The 22,908-nt window shown below is 52.2% G+C and carries 18 protein-coding genes; 14 read left to right on the top strand and 4 right to left on the bottom strand.

The window, feature by feature from the left end:
- Nucleotides 1-50 precede the first annotated feature (50 nt).
- Nucleotides 51-377, bottom strand: a complete 327-nt coding sequence (locus DWX59_RS24165; RefSeq protein WP_117562363.1) for a helix-turn-helix domain-containing protein — start codon at nucleotides 375-377, stop codon at nucleotides 51-53.
- 183 nt (nucleotides 378-560) lie between these two features.
- Nucleotides 561-839, bottom strand: coding sequence for a helix-turn-helix domain-containing protein (locus DWX59_RS24155; protein ID WP_117562358.1), 279 nt, complete (start codon nucleotides 837-839; stop codon nucleotides 561-563).
- 223 nt (nucleotides 840-1,062) lie between these two features.
- Here DWX59_RS24155 and DWX59_RS24150 point away from each other — a divergent pair, with 223 nt between their 5' ends.
- From DWX59_RS24150 to DWX59_RS24130, 5 genes are all read left to right on the top strand, one after another.
- Nucleotides 1,063-1,578: a dCTP deaminase/dUTPase family protein gene (locus DWX59_RS24150; RefSeq protein WP_117562356.1), complete on the top strand. Its 516-nt coding sequence runs from the start codon at nucleotides 1,063-1,065 to the stop codon at nucleotides 1,576-1,578.
- A 7-nt stretch (nucleotides 1,579-1,585) separates the two neighbouring features.
- Nucleotides 1,586-2,575 carry a tetratricopeptide repeat protein gene (locus DWX59_RS24145; protein WP_117562355.1) on the top strand — a complete coding sequence of 330 codons (990 nt, stop codon included), beginning with the start codon at nucleotides 1,586-1,588 and terminating at the stop codon, nucleotides 2,573-2,575.
- 1 nt (nucleotide 2,576) lies between these two features.
- On the top strand, nucleotides 2,577-3,860 hold the full coding sequence (gene hflX / locus DWX59_RS24140) for a GTPase HflX (protein ID WP_117562352.1): 1,284 nt from the start codon (nucleotides 2,577-2,579) through the stop codon (nucleotides 3,858-3,860).
- A gap of 227 nt (nucleotides 3,861-4,087) precedes the next feature.
- On the top strand, nucleotides 4,088-6,502 hold the full coding sequence (locus DWX59_RS24135) for a ribonucleoside triphosphate reductase (protein WP_117562350.1): 2,415 nt from the start codon (nucleotides 4,088-4,090) through the stop codon (nucleotides 6,500-6,502).
- A 9-nt stretch (nucleotides 6,503-6,511) separates the two neighbouring features.
- Complete coding sequence (locus tag DWX59_RS24130; protein ID WP_117562348.1) at nucleotides 6,512-6,805, top strand: hypothetical protein; 294 nt, start codon at nucleotides 6,512-6,514, stop codon at nucleotides 6,803-6,805.
- A 104-nt stretch (nucleotides 6,806-6,909) separates the two neighbouring features.
- Here DWX59_RS24130 and DWX59_RS24125 read toward each other — a convergent pair whose 3' ends face one another.
- Nucleotides 6,910-7,347 (bottom strand): FMN-binding protein, encoded by a 438-nt coding sequence (locus DWX59_RS24125; protein ID WP_025483130.1) that lies wholly within the window; start codon nucleotides 7,345-7,347, stop codon nucleotides 6,910-6,912.
- 97 nt (nucleotides 7,348-7,444) lie between these two features.
- Here DWX59_RS24125 and DWX59_RS24120 point away from each other — a divergent pair, with 97 nt between their 5' ends.
- Genes DWX59_RS24120 through DWX59_RS24110 form a run of 3 tightly spaced genes read left to right on the top strand, consistent with a single transcriptional unit; the run spans nucleotide 7,445 to nucleotide 15,830 of the window.
- Nucleotides 7,445-11,035 (top strand): PD-(D/E)XK nuclease family protein, encoded by a 3,591-nt coding sequence (locus tag DWX59_RS24120; RefSeq protein ID WP_117562346.1) that lies wholly within the window; start codon nucleotides 7,445-7,447, stop codon nucleotides 11,033-11,035.
- Complete coding sequence (addA, locus tag DWX59_RS24115; RefSeq protein WP_117562344.1) at nucleotides 11,016-14,867, top strand: helicase-exonuclease AddAB subunit AddA; 3,852 nt, start codon at nucleotides 11,016-11,018, stop codon at nucleotides 14,865-14,867. The genes DWX59_RS24120 and addA overlap by 20 nt, the downstream gene beginning before the upstream one ends.
- An 18-nt stretch (nucleotides 14,868-14,885) precedes the next feature.
- Entirely contained in the window at nucleotides 14,886-15,830 is a 945-nt protein-coding gene (locus DWX59_RS24110; protein WP_117562341.1) for a ketopantoate reductase family protein, read from the top strand.
- Between the two features lie 176 nt (nucleotides 15,831-16,006).
- Here the strand turns inward: DWX59_RS24110 and thyA are convergent, their stop codons facing one another.
- Nucleotides 16,007-16,837, bottom strand: coding sequence for a thymidylate synthase (thyA, locus tag DWX59_RS24105; protein WP_117562339.1), 831 nt, complete (start codon nucleotides 16,835-16,837; stop codon nucleotides 16,007-16,009).
- A 195-nt stretch (nucleotides 16,838-17,032) separates the two neighbouring features.
- Between thyA and DWX59_RS24100 the strand changes: the two genes are divergently transcribed.
- The 6 genes from DWX59_RS24100 to DWX59_RS24075 all read left to right on the top strand — a co-directional run bounded on the left by DWX59_RS24100 (nucleotide 17,033) and on the right by DWX59_RS24075 (nucleotide 22,861).
- Nucleotides 17,033-17,530, top strand: a complete 498-nt coding sequence (locus DWX59_RS24100) for a dihydrofolate reductase (RefSeq protein ID WP_117562337.1) — start codon at nucleotides 17,033-17,035, stop codon at nucleotides 17,528-17,530.
- On the top strand, nucleotides 17,527-18,018 hold the full coding sequence (locus tag DWX59_RS24095; RefSeq protein ID WP_117562334.1) for a dihydrofolate reductase: 492 nt from the start codon (nucleotides 17,527-17,529) through the stop codon (nucleotides 18,016-18,018). The genes DWX59_RS24100 and DWX59_RS24095 overlap by 4 nt, the downstream gene beginning before the upstream one ends.
- 139 nt (nucleotides 18,019-18,157) lie before the next feature.
- A complete protein-coding gene (locus DWX59_RS24090) occupies nucleotides 18,158-19,072 on the top strand; it encodes an aldose 1-epimerase family protein (RefSeq protein ID WP_117562332.1) in 915 nt (304 codons plus the stop codon).
- A 35-nt stretch (nucleotides 19,073-19,107) separates the two neighbouring features.
- On the top strand, nucleotides 19,108-19,998 hold the full coding sequence (locus tag DWX59_RS24085; protein WP_117562330.1) for a sulfide/dihydroorotate dehydrogenase-like FAD/NAD-binding protein: 891 nt from the start codon (nucleotides 19,108-19,110) through the stop codon (nucleotides 19,996-19,998).
- Complete coding sequence (gene gltA / locus DWX59_RS24080; RefSeq protein WP_117562327.1) at nucleotides 19,998-21,383, top strand: NADPH-dependent glutamate synthase; 1,386 nt, start codon at nucleotides 19,998-20,000, stop codon at nucleotides 21,381-21,383. Before DWX59_RS24085 ends, gltA begins: the two co-directional genes overlap by 1 nt.
- A gap of 647 nt (nucleotides 21,384-22,030) precedes the next feature.
- On the top strand, nucleotides 22,031-22,861 hold the full coding sequence (locus DWX59_RS24075) for a CAP domain-containing protein (RefSeq protein WP_117562325.1): 831 nt from the start codon (nucleotides 22,031-22,033) through the stop codon (nucleotides 22,859-22,861).
- Nucleotides 22,862-22,908: the final 47 nt, after the last annotated feature.

Below are 22,908 nucleotides of genomic sequence, written 5' to 3'. Positions count from 1 at the left end.
ATGCAGATAAAAGGATACTGCATGCTGTCTTCTGTACGGTATATCCGGTATTAACGGTTCTGGTCCCTGGCCGATAAGCCTTCCATGTAAGACTCGGCACGCGCCTTGTCTGTCTGGTCCAGTTTGTCATAAAGGTCCAGGATCCGGGCCTGCTGTTCGTTTAGTGTCACCTGTACGCCGTCCGTGCTGTAGAACTGGGCAATGGTAATGCCCATGACCTCGCAGATGCGGCGGATAGTCGGGATACTGGGGACTGTTGTACGCCGGAACAGGTTTCCTATATTATTGGGAGAGGTATCCATCTCTATGGCCAGCCGGTAATGGCTCCATCCCCGTTCCTGGCATAGTTCTTCGATGCGTTCCAGCTCAAAACTCATTTTTTCACCACCATTGTCTGATTTCTTCCAAAGCTTTTGTACTATTGTATCCCAGCAGCGAAGAAAACATTAGGCTGAAAAATAATGTATATATATGCACTATATAGTGAATAATGGGGAATTTAAAATAAGAAAGCAGTATTTTGCCAATTAATTTCATGATGGCATGCACAGGAGAGGGCATCAGTTCCTTTTATCCTCCTGTTCCTTTGTACTGCCCGTATAACCAAACATGGTGTTCGGGTCTACCTCAAAGAACCTGCACAGTATCATTACCTCAATATCAGTGGCAAGCCGCTGGCCCTTTTCTATCCTGAGGATGGTAAGTTCCGTGAAGCTGTATCCCTGCTGCTGGAGTTTTATGGCTAGTTTCCTCTGCGACAGCTTCCTATCCTTGCGAAGCTGGCAGAGACGTTGACCAATCAGGTTTTTTCTGGGTTCGAGATTGTAAGAAATTTTCATGAAGTTCCCTCTGTAAGCTCTGTATATTTCTAATGATGAAGCAGTGTTTTTCATTGTAATGTGATTTAATCCAACTTTGGTATCTAATAATGAAGTATAAAAAATAAAGTAGAAAAATCCATTGGTTTATGATAGACTGATAAAGACATTTTATACTGCCGGACCAAAAGAAAGGAAGCAGCATTTTTCCGGGCCAGGGCAGAGGTTTCAGACAGGAGGACACATGCAGAGGATTGCAAAATTTGAAAAGATAAGTTTCGGACAGTTTAAAACTGACTGGATTGATACATTTCCAGGGACATCCCAGGAAGCGGTGACACAGATATATGAGGGAATCCAGATGCCCAGGCGGGCCACCTCAGGCTCGGCCGGTTATGATTTTTTTACTCCGGTGGAGATAACTTTAAAGCCGGGTGAGACAATCAAGGTACCCACAGGAATCCGTGCCAATATGGAGGAGGGCTGGGTCCTGCAGATATTTCCGCGCAGCAGCCTGGGATTCAAGTTCCGTCTCCAGCTGAATAACACGGTGGGCATCATTGACAGCGATTATTATTACTCGGATAATGAGGGTCATATGTTCATCAAGGTGACCAATGACACCAATGAAGGCAGGACGGTTGAGCTGAAGCCGGGAACCGGTTTCGCCCAGGGAATCTTCCTTCCGTTCGGGATCACGGCGGATGATGCATGTACCAGTTCACGCAACGGCGGATTCGGAAGCACGGATGTGAGGTAGGAAGCATATGGCGAATCGGGGAACACGCAAAGGGTACAGCGGACAAAAACCCCAGGGGAATGGTTATTACCGCGGGGCAGGGGGACGGCCGGTTGATAATGAAAGGAGAAGGAAGCGCAGAAGAAAGCGTATCATGAAGGCATTGATTGCCTGGGCGGTGTGCATCCTCTTAGTCGGGCTGATTGCAGTGGGGACGGTCAGGGTGGTTTCGTCCGTGGCTTCCTCAAAGAAAAGGCAGTTCCGCCAGGACGGGATTGAGAAGCTGGTTTCCGGTGATTACACAGGGGCCATTGAGGCCTTTGACACGGCATTGGAAAAGTCGGGAAAAAAGTCCGATGGGTTTAACTCGGACGTGCTGGGCTACCGGGCCGAGGCCGAATATAAGCTGAGGGATTATGAGGCGGCTGTCCACACCTATGGCCTGCTGCTGGAGATGAAGCCGGATACGGCTGTATACCTGTATGCACAGAGCATGTGTTACGCCCATCTGGGGGACACGGATAATGCCATTGACCGTTATCATGCAGGGAATGCGGTCCAAAAGGAGGACAAGGATGAGGCGGGCAGGCAGGAGGCGCTGTTTGCGGCAGGAGGCGCCTGTGTGGATGCAGGCGAGTATGAAAAGGCCATGGGCCTTTACCAGGATGCAATCAGGGAAGGGGTAAAGCATGGACAGGTTTATAACCAGATGGGCCTTTGCCAGATTGCTGAAAAGGATTACCAGGGTGCTCTTGATTCGTTTAATCAGGGATATGAGACATTCGTGACAGGGCACAGCCTGGGTTCCGGCGCCGAACCGGCCCAGGCAGCAGCGGCCCTTAACGCGGATGCCCGGGCAGACATGGCCCTTTTAAAGGAACTGGTGTATAACAGGGCCGTGGCCTACGAATACTTATCAGAGTACAAGAAAGCACTGGGGCTGTTTGAGGATTATGTCAGTGTCTTTGGTCCCAATGAAGACGCGGAACATGAAATTGCATTTTTGAAAACAAGATAGGATGGCAGATTTGATTGATTTAGAAGAATTACAGGAAAAGGTTATATTGATTGCAGTCAGCACGGGAGAGGAAGATGGAAGCAATGCTTCCCTGGACGAGCTGGAAGAGCTGGCGGCCACGGCAGGCGCGGTGACGGTGGGACGGGTGATACAGAACCGTGAACGGATCCATCCGGGTACCTACCTTGGAAAAGGAAAGATAGACGAGGTAAGGGACCTTGTGTGGGAACTCCACGCAACCGGCGTCATCTGCGATGATGAGCTGTCACCGGCCCAGCTGCGCAATCTGGAGGATTCCCTGGACACCAAGGTCATGGACCGGACCATGGTCATACTGGACATCTTTGCATCCAGGGCCAGCACGCGGGAAGGCAAGATCCAGGTGGAACTGGCCCAGTTAAAATACAGGGCCGTGCGCCTGGTAGGCATGCGCAGCTCCCTGTCACGCCTGGGCGGCGGCATCGGCACCAGGGGGCCGGGTGAGAAGAAGCTGGAAACAGACCGCCGTCTGATCCATCAGCGGATTTCACAGCTGAAGGAAGAGCTGGAGGATGTGAAGCGCCACAGGGAGGTGACCAGGCAGCAGAGGGGGAAGGATTTTGCCCTTACAGCGGCCATTGTGGGTTATACCAATGCCGGCAAGTCAACCCTGTTAAACCGTCTGACCGGAGCAGGGATCCTGGCTGAGGACAAGCTGTTTGCAACCCTGGACCCCACCACACGGAGCTTTGTCATGGAGGACGGGCAGCAGATCCTCCTGACGGACACGGTGGGGTTCATACGCAAGCTTCCCCATCACCTGATTGAGGCTTTTAAGAGCACCCTGGAGGAGGCGCGCTACAGCGATATCATCCTTCATGTGGTGGACTGTTCCAACCCACAGATGGATATGCAGATGCATGTGGTGAAGGAAACCCTTCGTGAACTGGGAATCGTGGACAAGACCACGGTGACCGTGTTCAATAAGACGGACCGTTTTAAGGAGCAGGGGACGGAAGACGGGATGCATCAGATTCCCAGGGATTTTTCCTCTGACTACCAGGCAAGGATTTCGGCAAGGACAGGAGAGGGGATTGACGGGCTGGAGCAGATCCTCAGGACCATCATACGCAGCAGGCGCATTTTCCTTGAAAAGGTATTCCCCTATTCCCAGACAGGGCGGATCCAGACCATCCGCAGGTATGGCCAGCTGCTGGAGGAGGAGTACAGGGACGACGGTGTGGCTGTGAAGGCATATGTGCCGGCAGAACTTTTTGCAGGTCTTTATTCGGACGATAAAGGGTGAGGCGGCAGGGGCATTTTTCAAAACCCTGATAGAATAAGGCTTTGCGGTCATTTATCAAAAGTGTTATAAGTACAGATAATAAGACACAATATCTAGTTTAACACAAAATGTTATACATAGATATTGTGTTTTTGACTGCTGTCTGCTATAATGGGTTCGTGGCTCGCTCCTGTATGGGAGAGGGCCGCGCATTGCAAGTGAGTGAAGGTTTGAAAGGAGCAAGCGGTATGATTCAGGTGGTAAAAAGGGATGGTGAGAATGCTGAGTTCAGTCTGAACAAGATTACGGAAGCAATCAAAAAGGCATTCAAAGCAACGAAAAAAGATTACAATAACGAGATTCTGGAGCTGCTGTCTTTAAGGGTAACTGCAGATTTTCAGGATAAGATGAAAGAAGGTATGATTTCCGTTGAGGAGATACAGGACAGTGTGGAGCACGTCCTGGAGCAGACCGGATATACGGATGTGGCCAAGGCCTACATTTTATATAGAAAACAAAGGGAAAAGATACGGAACATGAACAGCACCATCCTGGATTACAAGGATGTGGTCAACAGCTATGTCAAGGTGGAGGACTGGCGCGTGAAGGAAAACTCCACGGTTACATATTCCGTAGGAGGACTGATTTTAAGCAACTCAGGGGCGGTCACTGCCAATTACTGGCTCAGCGAGATTTATGACCATGAGATTGCCGAAGCCCACCGCAATGCTGACATCCATCTCCACGACCTGTCCATGCTTACCGGTTACTGTGCCGGATGGTCCTTAAAGCAGCTTCTGCTGGAAGGCCTTGGGGGCATTACAGGTAAGATTACCTCATCCCCTGCAAAGCATTTATCCGTGCTGTGCAACCAGATGGTCAACTTCCTTGGAATCATGCAGAATGAGTGGGCCGGGGCCCAGGCATTTTCATCCTTTGACACCTACCTTGCCCCTTTTGTTAAAGCTGACAATTTAAGCTACCCCGAGGTAAAGAAGTGCATCGAGTCCTTTATCTACGGCGTGAACACCCCCAGCCGCTGGGGAACCCAGGCTCCGTTTTCCAATATCACCCTGGACTGGACGGTCCCGGATGACATGGCTGAGATGAATGCCATTGTGGGCGGCAGGGAGACGGATTTTAAGTACAAGGACTGCAGGAAGGAAATGGATATGATCAACAAGGCATTCATCGAGACCATGGTCGAGGGCGATGCCAACGGACGCGGGTTCCAGTATCCCATTCCTACCTATTCCATTACCAATGATTTTGACTGGTCTGACACGGAGAACAACCGGCTTCTCTTCGAGATGACCTCCAAATACGGTACGCCGTACTTTTCCAACTACATCAACAGCGACATGCAGCCAAGCGATGTGCGAAGCATGTGCTGCCGCCTCCGTCTGGACCTGAGGGAACTGCGCAAGAAGACCGGCGGTTTCTTTGGCGCCGGTGAGAGCACCGGCTCTGTGGGGGTTGTTACCATTAACATGCCAAGGATTGCATACCTGGCCAAGGATGAGGCTGATTTCTACGGGAAGCTGGACCACATGATGGATATCTGCGCCCGTTCCTTAAAGACCAAGAGGGAAGTCATCACCAAGCTTTTGAACCAGGGCCTGTACCCATACACCAAACGGTATCTGGGAACATTTGAGAACCACTTTTCCACCATCGGCCTTCTGGGCATGAATGAGGCCGGACTGAACGCAAAGTGGGTCAGGAAGGACATGACCCACAGGGAGTGCCAGGAATTCACCCGTGATGTGCTGAACCACATGAGGGAGCGGCTGTCTGATTACCAGGAGATGTACGGCGACCTGTACAACCTGGAGGCAACCCCGGCTGAATCCACCTCCTACCGTCTGGCCAAGCATGACAAGGCGCGCTATCCGGAGATTATCACCGCCGGCGCAGAGGGCGAGACACCTTACTATACCAACAGTTCCCATCTGCCCGTGAATTACACGGCCGATGTGTTTGATGCCCTGGACATCCAGGATGAGCTGCAGACCCTGTACACGTCCGGCACCGTGTTCCACGCTTTCCTGGGAGAGAAGCTGCCTGACTGGAAGGCGGCAGCCAACCTGGTGCGCACCATTGCTGAGAATTATAAGCTGCCGTACTACACCATGTCACCCACCTATTCCATCTGCAAGAGCCATGGGTACCTGATCGGCGAGCATTTTACCTGTCCGATCTGCGGGGAGAAGGCAGAGGTATACAGCAGGATAACCGGATACTACCGTCCGGTCCAGAACTGGAATGAAGGAAAGTCCCAGGAGTACAAGGACCGCACCAACTATGATATCAGCCATTCCAGGTTAAAGCACGGCGTGTCCAGGATTACGGCTGCCGGACAGCCAAAGCAGGCTGCTGCTGGAAACCAGACAGGCAGCGCCCAGAAGGCAGCGGCGCCGGCCCAGCTTTACCTGTTCACTACCAAGACCTGTCCAAACTGCAGGTCCGCCAAGGAATTCCTAAAGGGATGGGATTACCAGATCATAGATGCGGAGGAGCACCCGGAGCTGGCTGAAAAGTTCAGCATCATGCAGGCGCCTACCCTGGTGATTGTAAGGGATGGAATCGTGCAGAAGTTTGCCAATGCGTCCAACATCAGGAAGTTTGTGGAGCAGGAACCGGCAGAAACCGCAAAAGCATAAGGAAGAATGATGGATTTATTGTATATGTTCATGGGGGCCCTGTGCCTGGCAGAAGGAATCGCTTTATTCACAGGGAAGGATTTCCTTATGTTTGTGGGGTCCACAAAAAAGGAAGATTACGACTTGGATAAGGTGTTCAGGGTTGAGAAGTGGGTATTCACGGCCGATGCTGCGTGCAGCTTCGGCGTGGGTGCCAACCGCCTTCCAGGCACGGTGGAGGCAATCCTGCTGGCTGTGTTTGGCGCCACCCTGTTCATCCACGTGTATGTGTTTAAGAGCAGGAAGTTCCGCAGTCATGAATGACAGCAAAAGAGGGCTGCTGCCCCACAAGTTGGGGCAGCGGCTTTTTTGGTTGTCGGAGCGTATATGGCTGGATATCTGAGGAATGTTACAGGCAGGTGATGCTGCTAATCGATCTTCGCTTTATCCAGCGCCGTGTTAATGGCATTTAAAAGCGCGGTTGAGGTATAACGTGAGGCGCTTTGATATGTAAGGTTCTCTGTGGACTGGGTGCTTACGATCTGGCTGGCCAGATCGTCCAGCGTGGGCTGCATCAGGGGATACATGGTGGTGACAGCTTCACTTAAGGGAACCAGGTCAATGGAATTGATTCGGTCTTTATCCACGGTTACTTCCACGTTCACATTCTCGCTGCCAAGGGTAAGGGCTGCGCTGTATACGCCTGGGACATAGGCAGCTGCCTGTGCGGAGACTGCAGCGGTGTCCTTCTTTGGCCGGAACATGATGAAGCAGAGAGTAACTAAAAGGATTGCAAGGCCTACGAAGATTGCGGTGTAGATGATTTCTTTCATCCGCAGCACCACAATTTTGGTTTTAGAGCTCATAGTCAGGACCTCTAAGATAGTTTGTTAAAGCTTATGATGGCAATTAGGGAAATATGAGAGATTTTCATTGTCCCGTGAGATTGAAGGAGAGATAAAAGTGGCATTACAGTTCATATTGGGAGGAGCCGGTTCAGGAAAGACAAGATACCTGTATGAGACGGCAATCAGGGAGTCCATGGAGCATCCGGACACACAGTATCTGGTGGTGGTGCCGGAGCAGTTTACCATGCAGACCCAAAAGGAAATCATACGCCTTCATCCGCGGCACGGCGTGATGAATATTGACATCCTGAGCTTTAAGCGCCTGGCTTACCGGGTGTTTGAGGATTTGGGCATCAGCCTTCCCGTGGTGCTGGACGACATGGGCAAGTCCATGGTCATCCGCAAGGTGGCTGGCATGAAACGTTCAAAGCTGGGTCTGTACGGCCATCATCTGGAACAGTCCGGTTTTATCAACCAGCTGAAATCCCAGATATCTGAATTATACCAGTATGGCATTACGCCGGATATGCTCAGTGAAGTGATGAGGGAGGCAGGTAACCCCCTGCTGAAGCAGAAACTGAAGGACCTGGAGCTGATTTACAGCGGGTTCAGGCAGTATATAGAGGAGCATTATATCACGGCAGAGGAAATACTTGATATCCTGTGCAGGGAACTGCCAAAATGGGAAATCCTCAGGGACAGCGTCATCCTTCTGGACGGTTTTACAGGATTTACACCGGTGCAGTACAGGCTGGTGGAGCTGTTCCTGCTTCATGCCAGGAAGGTGCTGTGCTCCGTGACCATTGACCCGAGGGCCAATGCCTATCAGGAGGGCAGCATCCAGCATCTGTTCTACATGGGAAAGCATACGGTGTGCAGGCTGGATTGTATGGCAAAGCGCCATGGGATTGCCAAGGAACCGGATGTTATCTGCAGCCGCAGGCCGGCATGGCGGTTTGTGGAAAGCCCGGACCTGGATTTCCTGGAGCAGAACCTGTACCGATATTATGGAACTGTCTGGGACAGGCCCGCAGACCATGTGGTGATATATAAGAGCCGCGGCCCTGCCGGGGAGGCTTCCTATGTGTGCAGCCGGATAGAACAGCTGGTTCAGGAGGAAGGACTGCGTTACCGGGATGCGGCCGTGATTACAGGGGACCTGGCTTCCTATGGAAGGGAGCTGTCCCATCAGTTTGATGAGGCGGGAATCCCGTATTTCCTGGATGATAAGAAAAGCATTATGGAAAATCCCCTGGTGGAATTGATACGGGCTGCCCTGGAGACAATCCGGGATTTTTCCTACGAGAGTGTGTTCCGGTACCTGAAGACAGGACTTGTGTATGACCGGGAAGGGAATGAGGGGGTGCCGGAGGCCGGGGACATGCCGGGGCCTGGAAATATGCCGGATTCCGGAAACGCCGGACGTTCGGAAGATACCGCGGTGTTTGACGGTTCCAGGGAACATACCGGACAGATGACGGACCGGCTGGAGAATTATGTGAGGGCCTTGGGCATCCGGGGCTGGAAGCGCTGGGAATCCCAGTGGGAAAAGCCCTGCCGGGGCAGTGAGAAGCTGAACCTTAAGGAACTGAACGCGTACCGGCAGTGGATCCTTGAACCCCTCCGCCCGCTCAGGGAAGCGTTTAAGGAAGAGGGGGCCACCATTGGGTCCGTGACCGCCGCGCTCAGGGAATATCTGGAGCGCATGGGGCTGCGGGGAAAGCTGGAGGATTACAGTGGATTTTTCCGTGAGAGGGGCAACCCGGGGGATGAGAACCTGGCCAGGGAGTATTCCCAGGTATATGACAGGGTGCTGGAGCTTTTGGGGCGTCTGGAAGGCCTTTTGGGCGCTGAAAAGACGGATATGAAGAATTATTCCCAAATCCTGGATGCAGGCTTTGGGGAAATCAAGGTGGGCGTCATACCGGCCACCATTGACCAGGTCATGGTGGGGGATATCACAAGAAGCCGTCTGGAGGATGTGAAGGTACTTTTCTTTGTGGGTGTCAATGAAGGTACGGTTCCCCAAAGGAAAAGTGGCGCCAGCCTTCTCACGGACAGGGACAGGGCGGTGTTTAAGGAATTTAACATGGAACTGGCGCCTACGGCCAGGGAGGATGGATGCATCCAGAAGTTCTACCTGTACCTGATGATGGCAAAACCCTCCCGCCGTCTGGTGCTGACCTATGCGGGCATGTCCTCGGAGGGCAAGAGCCAGAGGCCATCCAGCCTGATTGGCGAGGTACAAAAGCTGTTCCCGGGAATTCCCGTGCTGGATGAAGGTTTAGTGGACTGGCCTGTACGCACGGTCAGGGACGGAAGGGAACGGCTCATAGACGGCCTGAGGAAGCTTCGGGAGGAGAAGGAAGGCGAAAACGCCAAGGCGCCGGAGGGCCGGGATGCAGAGGAAAATGCATTCATGGAACTGTACCGTTATTTTTATTGTTCCGACGGGCACAGGGAAAAGGTAAAGCAGCTGGTGGACGCGGCCTTTTATTCCTATGAGGAGAGGGGGATAGGGCGGGCGGCTGCCAGGGCGCTTTACGGTCAGTCCCTTCAGGGCAGTGTCACGCGGCTGGAGCAGTTTGCATCCTGCGCCTACGCCCATTTCCTCAAATACGGCCTGGAACTGATGGAACGGCAGGAATATGAGCTGGCGGCAGTGGATATGGGCAACCTGTTCCACCAGTCCATTGACAGGTGCTTTGCAGTGATGAAGGAGAGGAAACAGGACTGGCGCGGCCTGACCGAGGAAGGCCGGAAACAGCTGGTAAAGGAATGCGTTGCCCGGGTCACAAAAGAGTACGGCAATACCATCATGGCCAGTTCGGCGCGCAACGCCTACCTGGCTGGCAGGGTGGAACGGATTACGGACAGGACCATATGGGCATTGGCCGAGCAGGTGAAGAAGGGTGATTTTGAGCCCACGGGATTTGAGGTCTCCTTTTCAGCCATTGATAACCTGAAGGCCATGCGCATCCGTCTTTCCGAGGATGAGGAACTTATGCTTCGGGGGCGGATTGACCGGATGGATCTGTGTGAGGACGGGGAACACGTATATGTGAAAATCATTGATTACAAATCAGGCACCACTGCTTTTGACCTGGCCGCCCTGTACTATGGACTGCAGCTGCAGCTGGTGGTCTATATGGATGCTGCCGTGGAGATGGAAGAGAGGAACCATCCGGATAAGGAAGTGGTCCCTGCCGGCATTTTCTATTATCATATCAACGACCCTCTGGCCGACAGGCAGGAGGGGATGACGGTGGAGGAGATTGAGAAGCAGATCCTGCGCCAGCTGAGGATGGACGGGCTGGTGAACAGCGAACTGGATATTATCAGCCATCTGGACAAGGATATCCAGAAAGAGTCGGATGTGATACCCGTGGCTATCAAGGATGGATATGTCCAGGAGAGCCGCTCCAGCGTTGCCAGTACCAGGAGGTTTGAGGACCTGCGCAGGTTTGTCAATCATAAGCTTAGGGAAGCCGGGCAGGATATATTGAAGGGGAATATTGACCTGAAGCCTTATAAGCAGACGGCCAGGACAGCCTGTGACTACTGTCCGTACCACGCTGTATGCGGTTTTGACACCAAGACAGCCGGTTATGGCTACCGCAGGCTGGCCGGGCTTAAGCCTGAGGATATCTGGGCGCAAATATCCCCGGTGGAGGAAGAGGAGAACGATGGCAGTAAAATGGACTGAAAAACAACAGCAGGTAATTGACAGCAGGAACCGGAACCTTCTGGTGTCCGCTGCAGCCGGCAGCGGCAAGACCGCGGTCCTGGTGGAGCGTATCATCCAGATGATAAGCGAGGGTGACCATCCATTGGATATTGACCAGCTGCTGGTAATGACCTTTACCAATGCGGCTGCGGCTGAGATGCGTGAACGGATTGGGGCGGCTGTGGAGAAAAAGCTTAAGGAGCATCCTGAGGATGAGCATCTGTGGCTTCAGGCAGCCCTGATACCCCAGGCCATGATTACCACCATTGACAGCTTCTGCCTGAATATCATCCGAAGCCATTTTAACAGCCTGGACATAGACCCCTCCTTCCGTATCGGGGATGAAGGGGAGTTATCCCTCTTAAGGGGGGATGTGATGGGGGAAATGCTGGAAACCTGTTATGAGGAAGGCGATGAGGCATTTACCGGTTTCGTGGAACACTTTGGCCGCGGGAAGTCCGACAAGGGAATCGAGGATGTGATACTTCAGGCATGGCAGTTCTCCCAGAGCCATCCATGGCCTTTCCTTTGGCTTAAAGAATGCAGGCAGGAGCTGGATGAAGAGAATCTAGAGGAGATGGAGAAAAGCCCCTGGATGAGGTTCCTGTTTCAGGATACGGCCCGGCAGATGGAAGAACTTGGCGGGCAGCTGGATAGGGCCCTTGAGGTGTGCAGGGAGGAAAACGGACCACTGGCATACGAGCCCATGCTTATGGGTGACAGGATGAAAATCCAGGCAATCGGGGCCGCTGCCCGTGAAGGCCGGTATGAACAGCTGTACCAGGGTCTTATTAATATGAGTTTTGACCGTCTGGCTTCCATCCGCAGTAAGGAGATTGACGGGGACAAGAAATCCTTTGTCACGGCCTGCCGCGACCGGGTCAAGAAGGCCCTGGGCAGATGCAGGGAGCTTTACGGTTCCCAGAGCCCCCATGAGGTGGTGGAAAGCATCCGGGGGACCAGGGTGGTGATACACAAGCTGCTGGAGCTGACAGAACGGTTTGATAATGAATACAGGGCGGCAAAAAAGGAACGGAACGTGCTGGATTTTAATGATTTGGAGCATCTGGCCCTGGAAGTGCTTTTAGAGAAGGATCCGGACTGGAAAGAAGGGGAGGACCCGGCTGCTGCCCGGCGTCCGTCCCCGGTGGCGGATGAACTGAGCCGTCAGTATGAAGAAATCCTGGTGGACGAGTACCAGGACAGCAACTATGTCCAGGAAGCCCTGATAACCAGCATTTCCAGGGAACGGTACGGGCATCCCAATGTGTTCATGGTAGGGGATGTGAAGCAGAGCATCTACCGGTTCCGCCTGGCCCGCCCTGAATTATTCATGGAAAAATATGAATCCTATGCATCTGCGGACAGCCAGTACCAGATGATTGAGCTTCAGCAGAATTTCCGCAGCAGGGAGTCGGTGCTCACCAGTATCAATGATGTATTTTACCAGATAATGACAAAGAATCTGGGCGGAATCACATATACAAAGGATACGGCCCTGTATCCGGGGGCCGTATTCAAGGACGCGGGGCCGGATACGGTCATTGGAATGGACTGGGAAAAGGGAGGCAGCGCCCTGTCCGCAGGTACTCCTTCGGAACTGCTGCTGGCGGATACCGGGTCCGGGTCACTGAAACAGCTGGATGAGGACGCCATGGATTACACTGCAAGGGAATTGGAAGCCAGGATGACGGCCAGGCGTATCCGGGAACTGGTCAGCAGTGACAAGGGACTGCTGGTATGGGACAAGGAAAAAGAGGCATACCGCAGGGCCAGGCTGGGGGATATCGTAATCCTCCTGCGCAGCATGACCGGATGGTCGGAAGTCTTTGTCAATGTGCTTATGAACGAGGGAATCCCTGCCAGCGCCCAGACCAGGACCGGGTATTTTAACACCGTGGAGGTGGAGACCATATTGAGCCTGCTGTCAGTGATTGATAATCCCATGCAGGACATTCCACTGGCAGCCGTGATGCGCTCTCCCATAGTGGGCATGAGTGATGAGGAAATGGCCTGGATGGTGGCTGCGTTTAAGAAAAACAGTAAAAAAGGACAGGACAGGGGTGTGTACGGGGCCTGGTCCATGTGGATGGAGCCTGATTCTGAAACGGTTCAAAAGGTGCCCGAAGAAGCAGCTGCATCCATCAGGAAAAAGCTGTCCTGCCTGTCCGGGCTTTTAGAAACGCTGCGCAGGGAAGCCGGATACCTTCCAATTCATGAGCTGCTGTACCGTGTATACAGGGACAGCGGGTATTATGATTATGTTTCTGCCCTGCCTGCAGGCGAGACCAGAAGGGGTAACCTTGATATGCTGGTGGAAAAGGCGGCTGCCTATGAGGCCACCAGCTATAAGGGCCTGTTTCATTTTGTACGCTACATTGAGAGGCTTAAAAAGTTTGATACGGATTTCGGGGAGGCGGCCACGGCAGGCGAACAGGATAATACGGTCCGCATCATGAGTATCCATAAGAGCAAAGGCCTGGAGTTCCCGGTGGTATTCCTGTCCGGTATGGGGAAACGTTTTAATAAGCAGGACGCCTATGGCCGGATACTGTTGGATGCGGACCTGGGGGTGGCGGCTGATTACCTGGACCTGGATCTGAGGGTGAAAGCACCCACACTTAAGAAACAGGCGCTGAAGCGGCGTATGGAGCTTGAGACCATGGGCGAGGAGCTGCGCGTGCTGTATGTTGCCATGACCCGTGCCAAGGAAAAGCTGATCATGACTGCCACGGACCGCTCCCTGGAGGCCAAGCTGGCAAAATGGCAGGACAGCCTGGCAGTGGACGGCCAGATTCCCTATACAATCCTGTCGTCGGCAGGCTCCTGCCTGGACTGGCTTCTGATGGCCAGACCAGCTGTCCCGGACAGCCATTTGCAGCTGCAATGTGTTCAGGTCAGGGATCTGGTAGGGGAGGAAGTGGGACGCCAGATAGTGAGGCAGATGACAAAGGAGGATCTGCTGTCCGTGGACAAAGACCAGGTCTATGACAGGGAATTTGGAAAACGGCTGGAAGCAGCAGTGAATTACAGGTATCCCCATATGGATGATACGGGACTGTATGCCATGGTATCTGTTTCAGAACTTAAGAAACAAAGCCAGATCGGACGGTCTGAGGAGGCAATCGGAACCGGGGATGTGGGGACGGAGGGCGCGGTGCCGGAATTCCTGGAGCAGCCGGACCGTGGAACAGGGTACCTGGGTGCAGGGCCGGAAAAGAGGCCTGGGCCAAAAGGACAGGCAGGTCCGGATTCCGGCCAGGACCAGCCGGGAACACCCAGCCGCGGCGCACTGAGGGGAACTGCCTACCACGCTGCGCTGGAACACATATCCTTCCAGGATATCAAAAGTCCGGAGGAAACAGAGGCGGCCCTTGATGCGCTGGTGGAACAGGGATATCTGAACCAGGAAACCAGAGGGTTCATCCGCGCCGGGGATATATGGGCGTTTCTTGAAAGCCCCCTTGGCAGGCGCATGGCCAGGGCCCAGGCAGAGGGGCGTATCCACAAAGAACAGCAGTTTATCATCGGCATACCGGCCAGGGATATGGGGCGCGGGGATTCCGATGAACTGGTTTTAATCCAGGGAATCATTGACGCCTATCTGGAAGAGCCGGACGGCCTGGTACTCATTGATTATAAGACAGACCATGTGCCAAAGGGAAACAGGGAGCAGGGGGCGGCCATGCTGGCCCGGCGTTACCGGGTCCAGCTGGATTATTATGAGCGGGCCCTGACCCAGCTTACGGGCAAAAAGGTGAAGGAGCGTGTGATTTATTCACTGGCCCTTCAGCAGGGCATTGAAGTGTAATAGAAAGGGGATGGGGTCATGACTGATTATAAACCAATCAAAACAGTTTCCATCATAGGGCTGGGGGCAATCGGAAGCTTTTTTGCCTTCCAGCTTAAGGAGGTTCTGGGAGACAGGCTGCGTATCATTGCAGGAGGGGAAAGAAAGGATAGGCTGGAAAGGGAGGGAGTCACGGTTAATGGTGTGAATCATCATTTCCATATCGTTCCCCCGGACCAGGACTGCGGTGGGGATTATCCGGATCTGGCCATTATCATCACAAAATTCCCGGCCCTTTCCCAGGCAATCAAGGATATGAAGAACCAGATCGGCCCGGATACCCTTATCATGGCTCCGCTAAATGGAGTGGAGGCAGAGGACATGGTGGCGTCCGTCTATGGCTGGGACAACCTTTTATATTCCCTGGCCAAGGTCAGCGTTGTCATGAAGGACGGGCAGGCCTCCTTTAAGCCTGACGCTGCCCGGATTGAATTCGGGGAAAAGAGGAACCGGATAATCACGCCGCGGGTACGGGTTTTGAAGGAACTGTTTGAGTCGGCAGGTATCCGCTGTGTGGTTCCGGAGGACATGGAGCGGGCCATCTGGTTTAAGTATATGTGCAATGTCAGTGAAAACCAGAGCGCGGCCGTGCTGGGCATTTCCTATGGTGCATGGCGCGTCAGCGGGGATGCCAACTTTATCCGGGAAGCCCTGATGCGTGAGGTGATTGCTGTTGCACGGAAAAAAGGAATCAGCCTGACAGAGGAGGACATGGAAAAACAGGTCCGGGTCCTTGGGACGGTGCCGCCGGGGAATAAACCATCCACTCTTCAGGATATCGAGGCCGGACGCATGACGGAAGTGGAGATGTTTGGGGGCACGATGATCCGCATGGGACGGGAACTGGGGGTGCCCACCCCGTATAATGAGATGTTCTATCATGCCATCAAGGTGCTGGAACAAAAGAATGAAGGACTTTTCTGAAAAGAGACAGGATGGGACTGAATCCAATGGCCGGGGACATAAAAGACCAGACATGGCGTGCCCTGTGGGAGGTAAGGAATGTGCTGTTCACTGCAGGGACGGCTGTATGATAAAAAGGCGCTGTGCTCTTTGGGGGGTTACCCTTGCGGCCGCACAGCGCTCTTGGCGTTTAACGATTAGATTGCAACAGGAATCTTATGTTCAAATGCATGATACCGGTAATTCTCCAGGCGGAAGCTGGATGTGGTGAACTGATAGAAGTCTGTTACGGACGTATCCATGGCCAGGGTGGGTCCTGGATAAGGTTCTTTTTTCAGCAGCTCCTCCACCATCGGGATATGCCGGTCATAGATATGGGCATCTGCAATCACATGGACCAGTTCACCTGCCATAAGGCCGCTGACCTGGGCAAACATGTGGAGCAGTATGGCGTACTGGCACACATTCCAGCTGTTGGCTGTGAGCATGTCCTGGGAGCGCTGGTTCAGGATGCCGTTCAGGGTGCGGCCGGAAACATTGAAGGTCATACTGTAGGCGCATGGGTACAGGTTCATCTCATGAAGGTCGTGGTGGTTATAGATATTGGACATGATGCGCCTGCTTAAGGGGTTGTGCTTCAGGTCATGGAGAATCCGGTCCACCTGGTCAAAATCCCCCTCCTTATAGTGGTGCTTGACGCCCAGCTGGTAACCGTAGGCCTTGCCGATGGAGCCGTCCTCATCCGCCCAGGAATCCCAGATGTGGCTGTTCAGGTCATGGATGTTGTTGGACTTCTTCTGCCATATCCACAGCAGCTCGTCAACCGCTGACTTAAAAGCGGTCCGTCTAAGGGTAATGACCGGGAATTCCTTTGATAAGTCATAGCGGTTCACAATGCCGAAGCGCTTGATGGTATGGGCAGGCGTGCCGTCTTCCCAGACCGGGCGCACATCGTAATCCGTATCCCACACGCCGTTATCTAAAATATCCCTGCAATTCTGTATAAATATCTGATCTGAATAACTCATGCACATCTCTCCTTAAGTCAAATAATGAGCCTATTATAGCAGAGGTTGCCCTTGAAGTACAATGATAAAACATAGAAAATCTTTCTTTCCATGGCAATTCGTGCTATAATCTTTTTGTTTGAATCTGGAACATGCCGGATACTTAAGGACGGTCTGAGGCATGTTCCAAACATGACCAAGGACAGGAGGCTATAGATGAATCTGATTGTAGCAGTGGATGAGAAGTGGGGAATCGGCAGGAACGGTGGTCTTCTGACCCATCTTCCGGGGGATATGAAATATTTCCGGGAGACAACCAGAGGAAAAGTGGTTGTCATGGGAAGAAAGACATTGGAAAGCTTTCCGGATGGAAAACCCCTGAAGAACCGGGTCAATATTGTCCTGACCGGGAACCGGGATTACTGTCCCGGGGGAGTGACGGTCTGCCATGATGCGGGCCAGGTGCTTGAGGCCCTGAAACAGTATCCTGAAGAGGATATATTCATTATAGGGGGAGGGATGGTTTACAGGGAATTCCTTCCATATTGTCATAAGGCATATGTAACCTGTATCCATCATGTTTTTGAGGCTGATACGGATTTTGTGGACCTGGACAGGACCGGGGAATGGGAAGTCACAAGCACCAGCCAGATGCAGGAATACAATGGGATTACCTATGAATTTAAAGTCTATACAAGGAGGCAGGGACTATGAACATCCTTGTGGCGGCCGACCGGCACTGGGCCATTGGAAAAGACGGACGCGGTCTGGTGACCATACCGGCTGACCAGCAGATGCTGATGCGGGAAACAGCGGGCAAGGTGGTGGTCATGGGCAGGAAAACCCTGGAAGGCCTGCCGGGAGCCCAGCCGCTGGGAAACCGCGTGAACGTGGTGCTGTCCGGGAACAGGGATTATAAGGTGAAAGGGGCACGGGTGTGCGGCAGCCTGGACCAGGCCTTGGAGGTGCTCTCTGCCTATGATACGGATGATATATATATCATTGGCGGGCTGAGCATATATGAGCAGTTCCTGCCCTATGTGGACACGGTCCATGTGACCCGTATTGACTATACCTATGACGCAGATACATTTTTCAGTAATCTGGAAAAAGATGGGGCGTGGGAAATGACCGGGGAGAGTGATGAACAGACGTATTTTGATCTGTGCTACACGTTCCAGAAGTTCCAAAGGAAGAAATAACCAAAAAAATTGTATATAACGACTAAAATCTAAAAAATTTTTAGAAATATTTGAAAAACCAGTTGTAACATGATGCAGAAAATGATAATATAAAGCTTGGGTAAGAGTAAATTCTCACAAGCAGGATGGGGGAATCCATATGAAGCAGGATGGAACATTATTTACATTGGAAAATGATGACCTTTTAGTTACAGTGGCAAGGCACGGGGCGGAACTGACCAGGATTTATGATAAAAAGGCCGGCAGGGAAATCCTCTGGGGCGCGGACCCGGCTGTCTGGGACCGTCATGCGCCTGTCCTTTTTCCTTTTGTGGGCAAATGCTACGAGGGCAGATATATCCATGAAGAAAAAGAGTATGCCATGCCCACCCAGCATGGATTTGCCAGGGACATGGAGTTTGAACCGGTGCTGTGCGACATGGATGAGTGCTGGTTTAAATTAAAGGACACGCCTGAGACATTTGCCAAATATCCATTCCATTTTGAACTGGAGATTGGACACAGGCTGGAAGGCCGCACCATTACGGTGATGTGGAAGGTGACCAACCAGGATTCCGGGGAAATGCTGTTCATGATTGGAGGGCATCCCGCGTTCCAGGTACCGGAGGGCCGGAGCATTTACGATTTCACCTTTGAATTTAACCGCCAAGGCTGCAGGGAAGGGCAGCACCAGGACAGCCTTCATTATCTTGCGCCCACGCCGGAAGGTTATGAGTCAGGGGAACTGCAGGGCACGCTTAAGCTTCAGGAGGGAAGGACGCCTCTGACAAAAGGGTTCTTTGACACAGCCCTTACCTATATGTTTGATGACGCCCAGGTCAGCAGTGTGAGCCTGCTTCTGGACGGCAGGCCATATGTTACCATGGGATGCAATGATTTCCCATATCTGGGTGTGTGGACCATGGAGGAGACCCACCCGTTTGTCTGCCTGGAGCCCTGGTACGGACTCTGTGCCTCAGATGGCTGCAAGGGTGAATTAAAGGACAGGAAAGGTATCATTTCCCTGCCTGGATGGGATAGCTGGAGCAGGAGCTATACCATTGAGGTAGGTTAACGAATATAACATTTTAACAAATCAGGAGGAGAACCATGTACAAGATTGTTAAGGCAGAATGCCTGGCAGACAAGATTTATCTGATGGACGTGGAAGCACCGCGTGTAGCCAGAGCCTGCCAGCCAGGTGAATTTGTAATCGTTAAGATGGATGAAGCAGGAGAGAGGATTCCGCTGACCATCTGTGATTTCGACAGGGAGAAGGGGCTTGTTACCATTGTATTCCAGACAGTGGGCGCTTCCACCGAGCGTATGGCAGGCTTTAAGGCCGGGGATTATTTCCAGGATTTTGTGGGACCTCTGGGCCAGCCTTCCGAGTTCGTTAAGGAAGACCTGGAAGAAGTGAAGAAGAGACGCTACCTTTTCGTGGCCGGCGGCGTTGGTTCTGCTCCTGTATACCCACAGGTTAAATGGATGAAGGAACATGGCATTGATGTAGATGTGATTGAAGGTTCCAAGACAAAGGACCTGTTAATCCTGGAAGATGAGCTGAAGGCAGTTGCAGGCAATCTTTACATAACAACAGATGATGGTTCTTATGAGCGCAAGGGCATGGTTACCGAGGTCATCAAGGACCTGGTTGAAAATGAAGGTAAGAAGTACGATGTCTGTGTTGCCATCGGTCCCATGATCATGATGAAATTCGTGTGCAGACTCACCAAGGAACTGGGCATCCCCACCATTGTCAGCCTTAACCCGATCATGGTGGACGGAACCGGCATGTGCGGCGCCTGCCGTGTGAGCGTTGGCGGGGAAGTGAAGTTCGCATGCGTGGACGGACCTGAGTTTGACGGACACCTGGTGGATTTTGACCAGGCCATGAAGCGCCAGCTGATGTATAAGACAGAAGAAGGCAGGGCTATTTTAAGGCTGCGCGAGGGCGCAACACACCACGGCGGATGCGGAAATTGCGGAGGTGAGGAATAATGGACGTATTAAAGAAGATACCGGTAAGGGAACAGGACCCGAAGGTAAGGGCAGCTAATTTTGAGGAAGTATGTCTTGGATACAACCAGGAGGAGGCCCAGGCAGAGGCACAGCGCTGCATCAACTGTAAGAATGCAAAGTGCATCCAGGGATGTCCGGTTGCAATCAATATACCCAAGTTCATTGCAGAAGTAAAGGACGGCAAGTTCGAGGATGCGGCCAACACCATCGCAGAGTCCAGCGCGCTGCCGGCTGTCTGCGGCCGTGTATGCCCCCAGGAGAGCCAGTGTGAAGGAAAATGTATCCGCGGCATCAAGGGCGAGCCAATCTCCATCGGAAAGCTGGAGCGTTTTGTGGCAGACTGGTCCAGGGAAAATGGATTCGTGCCTGCAAAGCCTGAGAAGACCAACGGCTTAAAGGTTGCCGTCATCGGTTCCGGCCCCGCGGGACTTACCTGCGCAGGCGACCTGGCTAAGATGGGATACGAGGTGACCATATTTGAGGCGCTCCACGAGCCGGGCGGCGTGCTTACATACGGTATCCCGGAATTCCGTCTTCCCAAGTCCGGGGTTGTTCGCCCTGAGATTGAGAACGTGAAAAAGCTGGGCGTTGAGATTGAGACCAATGTCATCATTGGAAAGTCAGTGACCATTGACGAACTCATGGATGAAGAGGGCTTTAAGGCCGTGTTCATCGGCTCCGGCGCAGGACTTCCCAAGTTCATGGGAATCCCGGGCGAGAATGCCAGCGGCGTATTTTCAGCCAATGAATACCTGACCAGAAGCAACCTGATGAAGGCTTTCAGGGATGACTATGATACCCCGATTTACCTGGGCAAGAAGGTAGCGGTCGTGGGCGGCGGAAACGTGGCCATGGATGCTGCCAGGACAGCCCTCCGTCTTGGCGCAAAAGTGCATGTTGTATACAGAAGAAGTGAGGCAGAGCTTCCCGCCCGTGTGGAAGAAGTGCATCATGCAAAGGAAGAGGGAATCATTTTCAACCTTCTGACCAACCCTGTGGAAATCCTCACCGATGACAATGGATGGGTTAAGGGCATGGTTGTAAGGAAAATGGAACTGGGCGAGCCGGACGCATCCGGGCGCCGCAGACCGGTGGAGATACCAGGCTCCGACTACACCATTGATGTGGATGCAGTCATCATGTCCCTGGGAACATCCCCCAACCCGCTCATAAGCTCCACCACGGAAGGCCTTGAGACCAACCGGTGGAAATGCATCATTGCTGATGAAGCCAATGGAAAGACCACCAAGGAAGGCGTGTATGCGGGCGGTGATGCCGTTACAGGCGCTGCAACCGTAATCCTTGCCATGGAGGCAGGACGCGCAGGAGCAAGGGGTATTGATGAGTTCCTTCAGGGGAAATAGATTGAACGCATGATTATAGGATAGAAGGTTTTAAACCGGTATCCGGGTGCTGTGCAGGCATCTGGGTACCGGTTTTTTGTGGTGGAAAGATTGCGGTGGGAGGCATGGGGGTGGGGCGGTATATCGGAACAGGAAATAGGGCGGGAATAGCTGGGAAAATAGTTTTAGAAAAAAATAAATGTTGGCCTTGACTTGGGGATTGCAGGTGTGCTATTCTATATTCATTCACACAGAGTTCTCTGTGGAAGTTTCTATGGGACAAAGGATTGTTCCGTTTGGCTGGCCGGTTCGGCCCATATTCACATTGTTGATAATGAAGGAATAAGCAGGAGGAAGGGAGGCAATGGTCTTTGGATTTAAGATGTCTGATGATATCGGATTTAAATCTAGGTTTTCTACTTTTTTCAAAATAGTATTTCCATGTATGTAACCAGGGCAGGTATGCAGGGAGCAGCAAAGATAACTGAACCTTGACAATGGATGTTTTCAATTGTATGGATGGAATGGGCGGCAGCGGCTGTTTATTTTTCCTTTATTAGGCGCATTCCATTTTAATGGATTGAAAATGAATAAGAAAAAGCCATAGATGCGGAGTTGGTTTATTCATACATTGATTCATTGTTTGAAACGAAAGGGAGGATGGGATTATGGTAAGACGTCTGGCCATATTAACCGCGGCAGCAGCATTGATAATGACGCCGCCGGTTTATGCGGGGCAGTGGATGGAGGACGGTAATGGCTGCTGGTGGCAGAATGACGACGGGAGTTATCCGTTCTTGACATGGGCCTGGGTTGATGGGAACCATGATGGTATTGCGGAGAATTATTGTTTTGATGGAAACGGCTATCTGTCATTGAACCCGGCTGACCAGGGGGTAAGGGTTAACGGGGATGGGGCAGCGCTGTACAATGGCATGGTATGCATGACCGTATTACCTGAAGGCAGGGATTATTATCCGGGCATGGCAATCCATGGGGAAAGAGCTGACTGGGCATATGATGGGGCTTGGGCAGATGGATTAGAAAGCCAATTGGAGGAAAACAGGACAGCTGTATCCAATCAGGCCAATCCCTTGGAAGATTTGGCCCCTTATGGACTGGCGTATGTGATTTGGGAATTGGTGAATGAAGAAAGGGAATCCAGGGGCAGGAATGCATTGGACATGAATGATGAACTGATGGAAAATGCAATGGTGAGGGCTGAGGAGGTGAACAGGACCTTTTCCCATACCAGGCCCGATGGAAGGTATTATAATACCGTGATAACGGCCACACATTCCTCATCCGGAGAAAACTTAGCCGGACGCGGTTATTTAAATGCACATACGGTCCATGATTTTGCGAAGAAAGTAGTGGATGGCTGGTTAAATTCTTCTGAGCATAAGAAGAATATGCTGGATTCCAAATGGAAAGAAACAGGAGTAGGCGTATATATAACGGAATATGGATATGATGTGTCCCAGCTATACATAAAATAACACATTACTTAATAATGATTAGAAGAACTATGGCGCTGCATTTTTAT

The sequence above is a fragment of the Enterocloster aldenensis genome (genome assembly GCF_003434055.1).
Taxonomy (GTDB): Bacteria; Bacillota; Clostridia; order Lachnospirales; family Lachnospiraceae; genus Enterocloster; species Enterocloster aldenensis.
The sequence above is the reverse complement of the archived record's forward strand: the minus strand, read 5'-3'. Positions and strand labels throughout refer to the sequence as shown.

Bases quoted from the DNA above. Each gene is read 5' to 3' on its own strand.
- DWX59_RS24145 (WP_117562355.1), top strand. From the start codon at position 1,586: ATGGCGAATCGGGGAACACGCAAAGGGTACAGCGGACAAAAACCCCAG.
- DWX59_RS24125 (WP_025483130.1), bottom strand. From the start codon at position 7,347: ATGAGCTCTAAAACCAAAATTGTGGTGCTGCGGATGAAAGAAATCATC.
- DWX59_RS24085 (WP_117562330.1), top strand. From the start codon at position 19,108: ATGTACAAGATTGTTAAGGCAGAATGCCTGGCAGACAAGATTTATCTG.
- DWX59_RS24165 (WP_117562363.1), bottom strand. From the start codon at position 377: ATGAGTTTTGAGCTGGAACGCATCGAAGAACTATGCCAGGAACGGGGA.
- DWX59_RS24095 (WP_117562334.1), top strand. From the start codon at position 17,527: ATGAACATCCTTGTGGCGGCCGACCGGCACTGGGCCATTGGAAAAGAC.
- thyA (WP_117562339.1), bottom strand. From the start codon at position 16,837: ATGAGTTATTCAGATCAGATATTTATACAGAATTGCAGGGATATTTTA.
- DWX59_RS24090 (WP_117562332.1), top strand. From the start codon at position 18,158: ATGAAGCAGGATGGAACATTATTTACATTGGAAAATGATGACCTTTTA.
- DWX59_RS24135 (WP_117562350.1), top strand. From the start codon at position 4,088: ATGATTCAGGTGGTAAAAAGGGATGGTGAGAATGCTGAGTTCAGTCTG.
- DWX59_RS24155 (WP_117562358.1), bottom strand. From the start codon at position 839: ATGAAAATTTCTTACAATCTCGAACCCAGAAAAAACCTGATTGGTCAA.
- gltA (WP_117562327.1), top strand. From the start codon at position 19,998: ATGGACGTATTAAAGAAGATACCGGTAAGGGAACAGGACCCGAAGGTA.
- DWX59_RS24075 (WP_117562325.1), top strand. From the start codon at position 22,031: ATGGTAAGACGTCTGGCCATATTAACCGCGGCAGCAGCATTGATAATG.
- DWX59_RS24130 (WP_117562348.1), top strand. From the start codon at position 6,512: ATGGATTTATTGTATATGTTCATGGGGGCCCTGTGCCTGGCAGAAGGA.
- DWX59_RS24100 (WP_117562337.1), top strand. From the start codon at position 17,033: ATGAATCTGATTGTAGCAGTGGATGAGAAGTGGGGAATCGGCAGGAAC.
- DWX59_RS24150 (WP_117562356.1), top strand. From the start codon at position 1,063: ATGCAGAGGATTGCAAAATTTGAAAAGATAAGTTTCGGACAGTTTAAA.
- addA (WP_117562344.1), top strand. From the start codon at position 11,016: ATGGCAGTAAAATGGACTGAAAAACAACAGCAGGTAATTGACAGCAGG.
- DWX59_RS24110 (WP_117562341.1), top strand. From the start codon at position 14,886: ATGACTGATTATAAACCAATCAAAACAGTTTCCATCATAGGGCTGGGG.
- hflX (WP_117562352.1), top strand. From the start codon at position 2,577: ATGGCAGATTTGATTGATTTAGAAGAATTACAGGAAAAGGTTATATTG.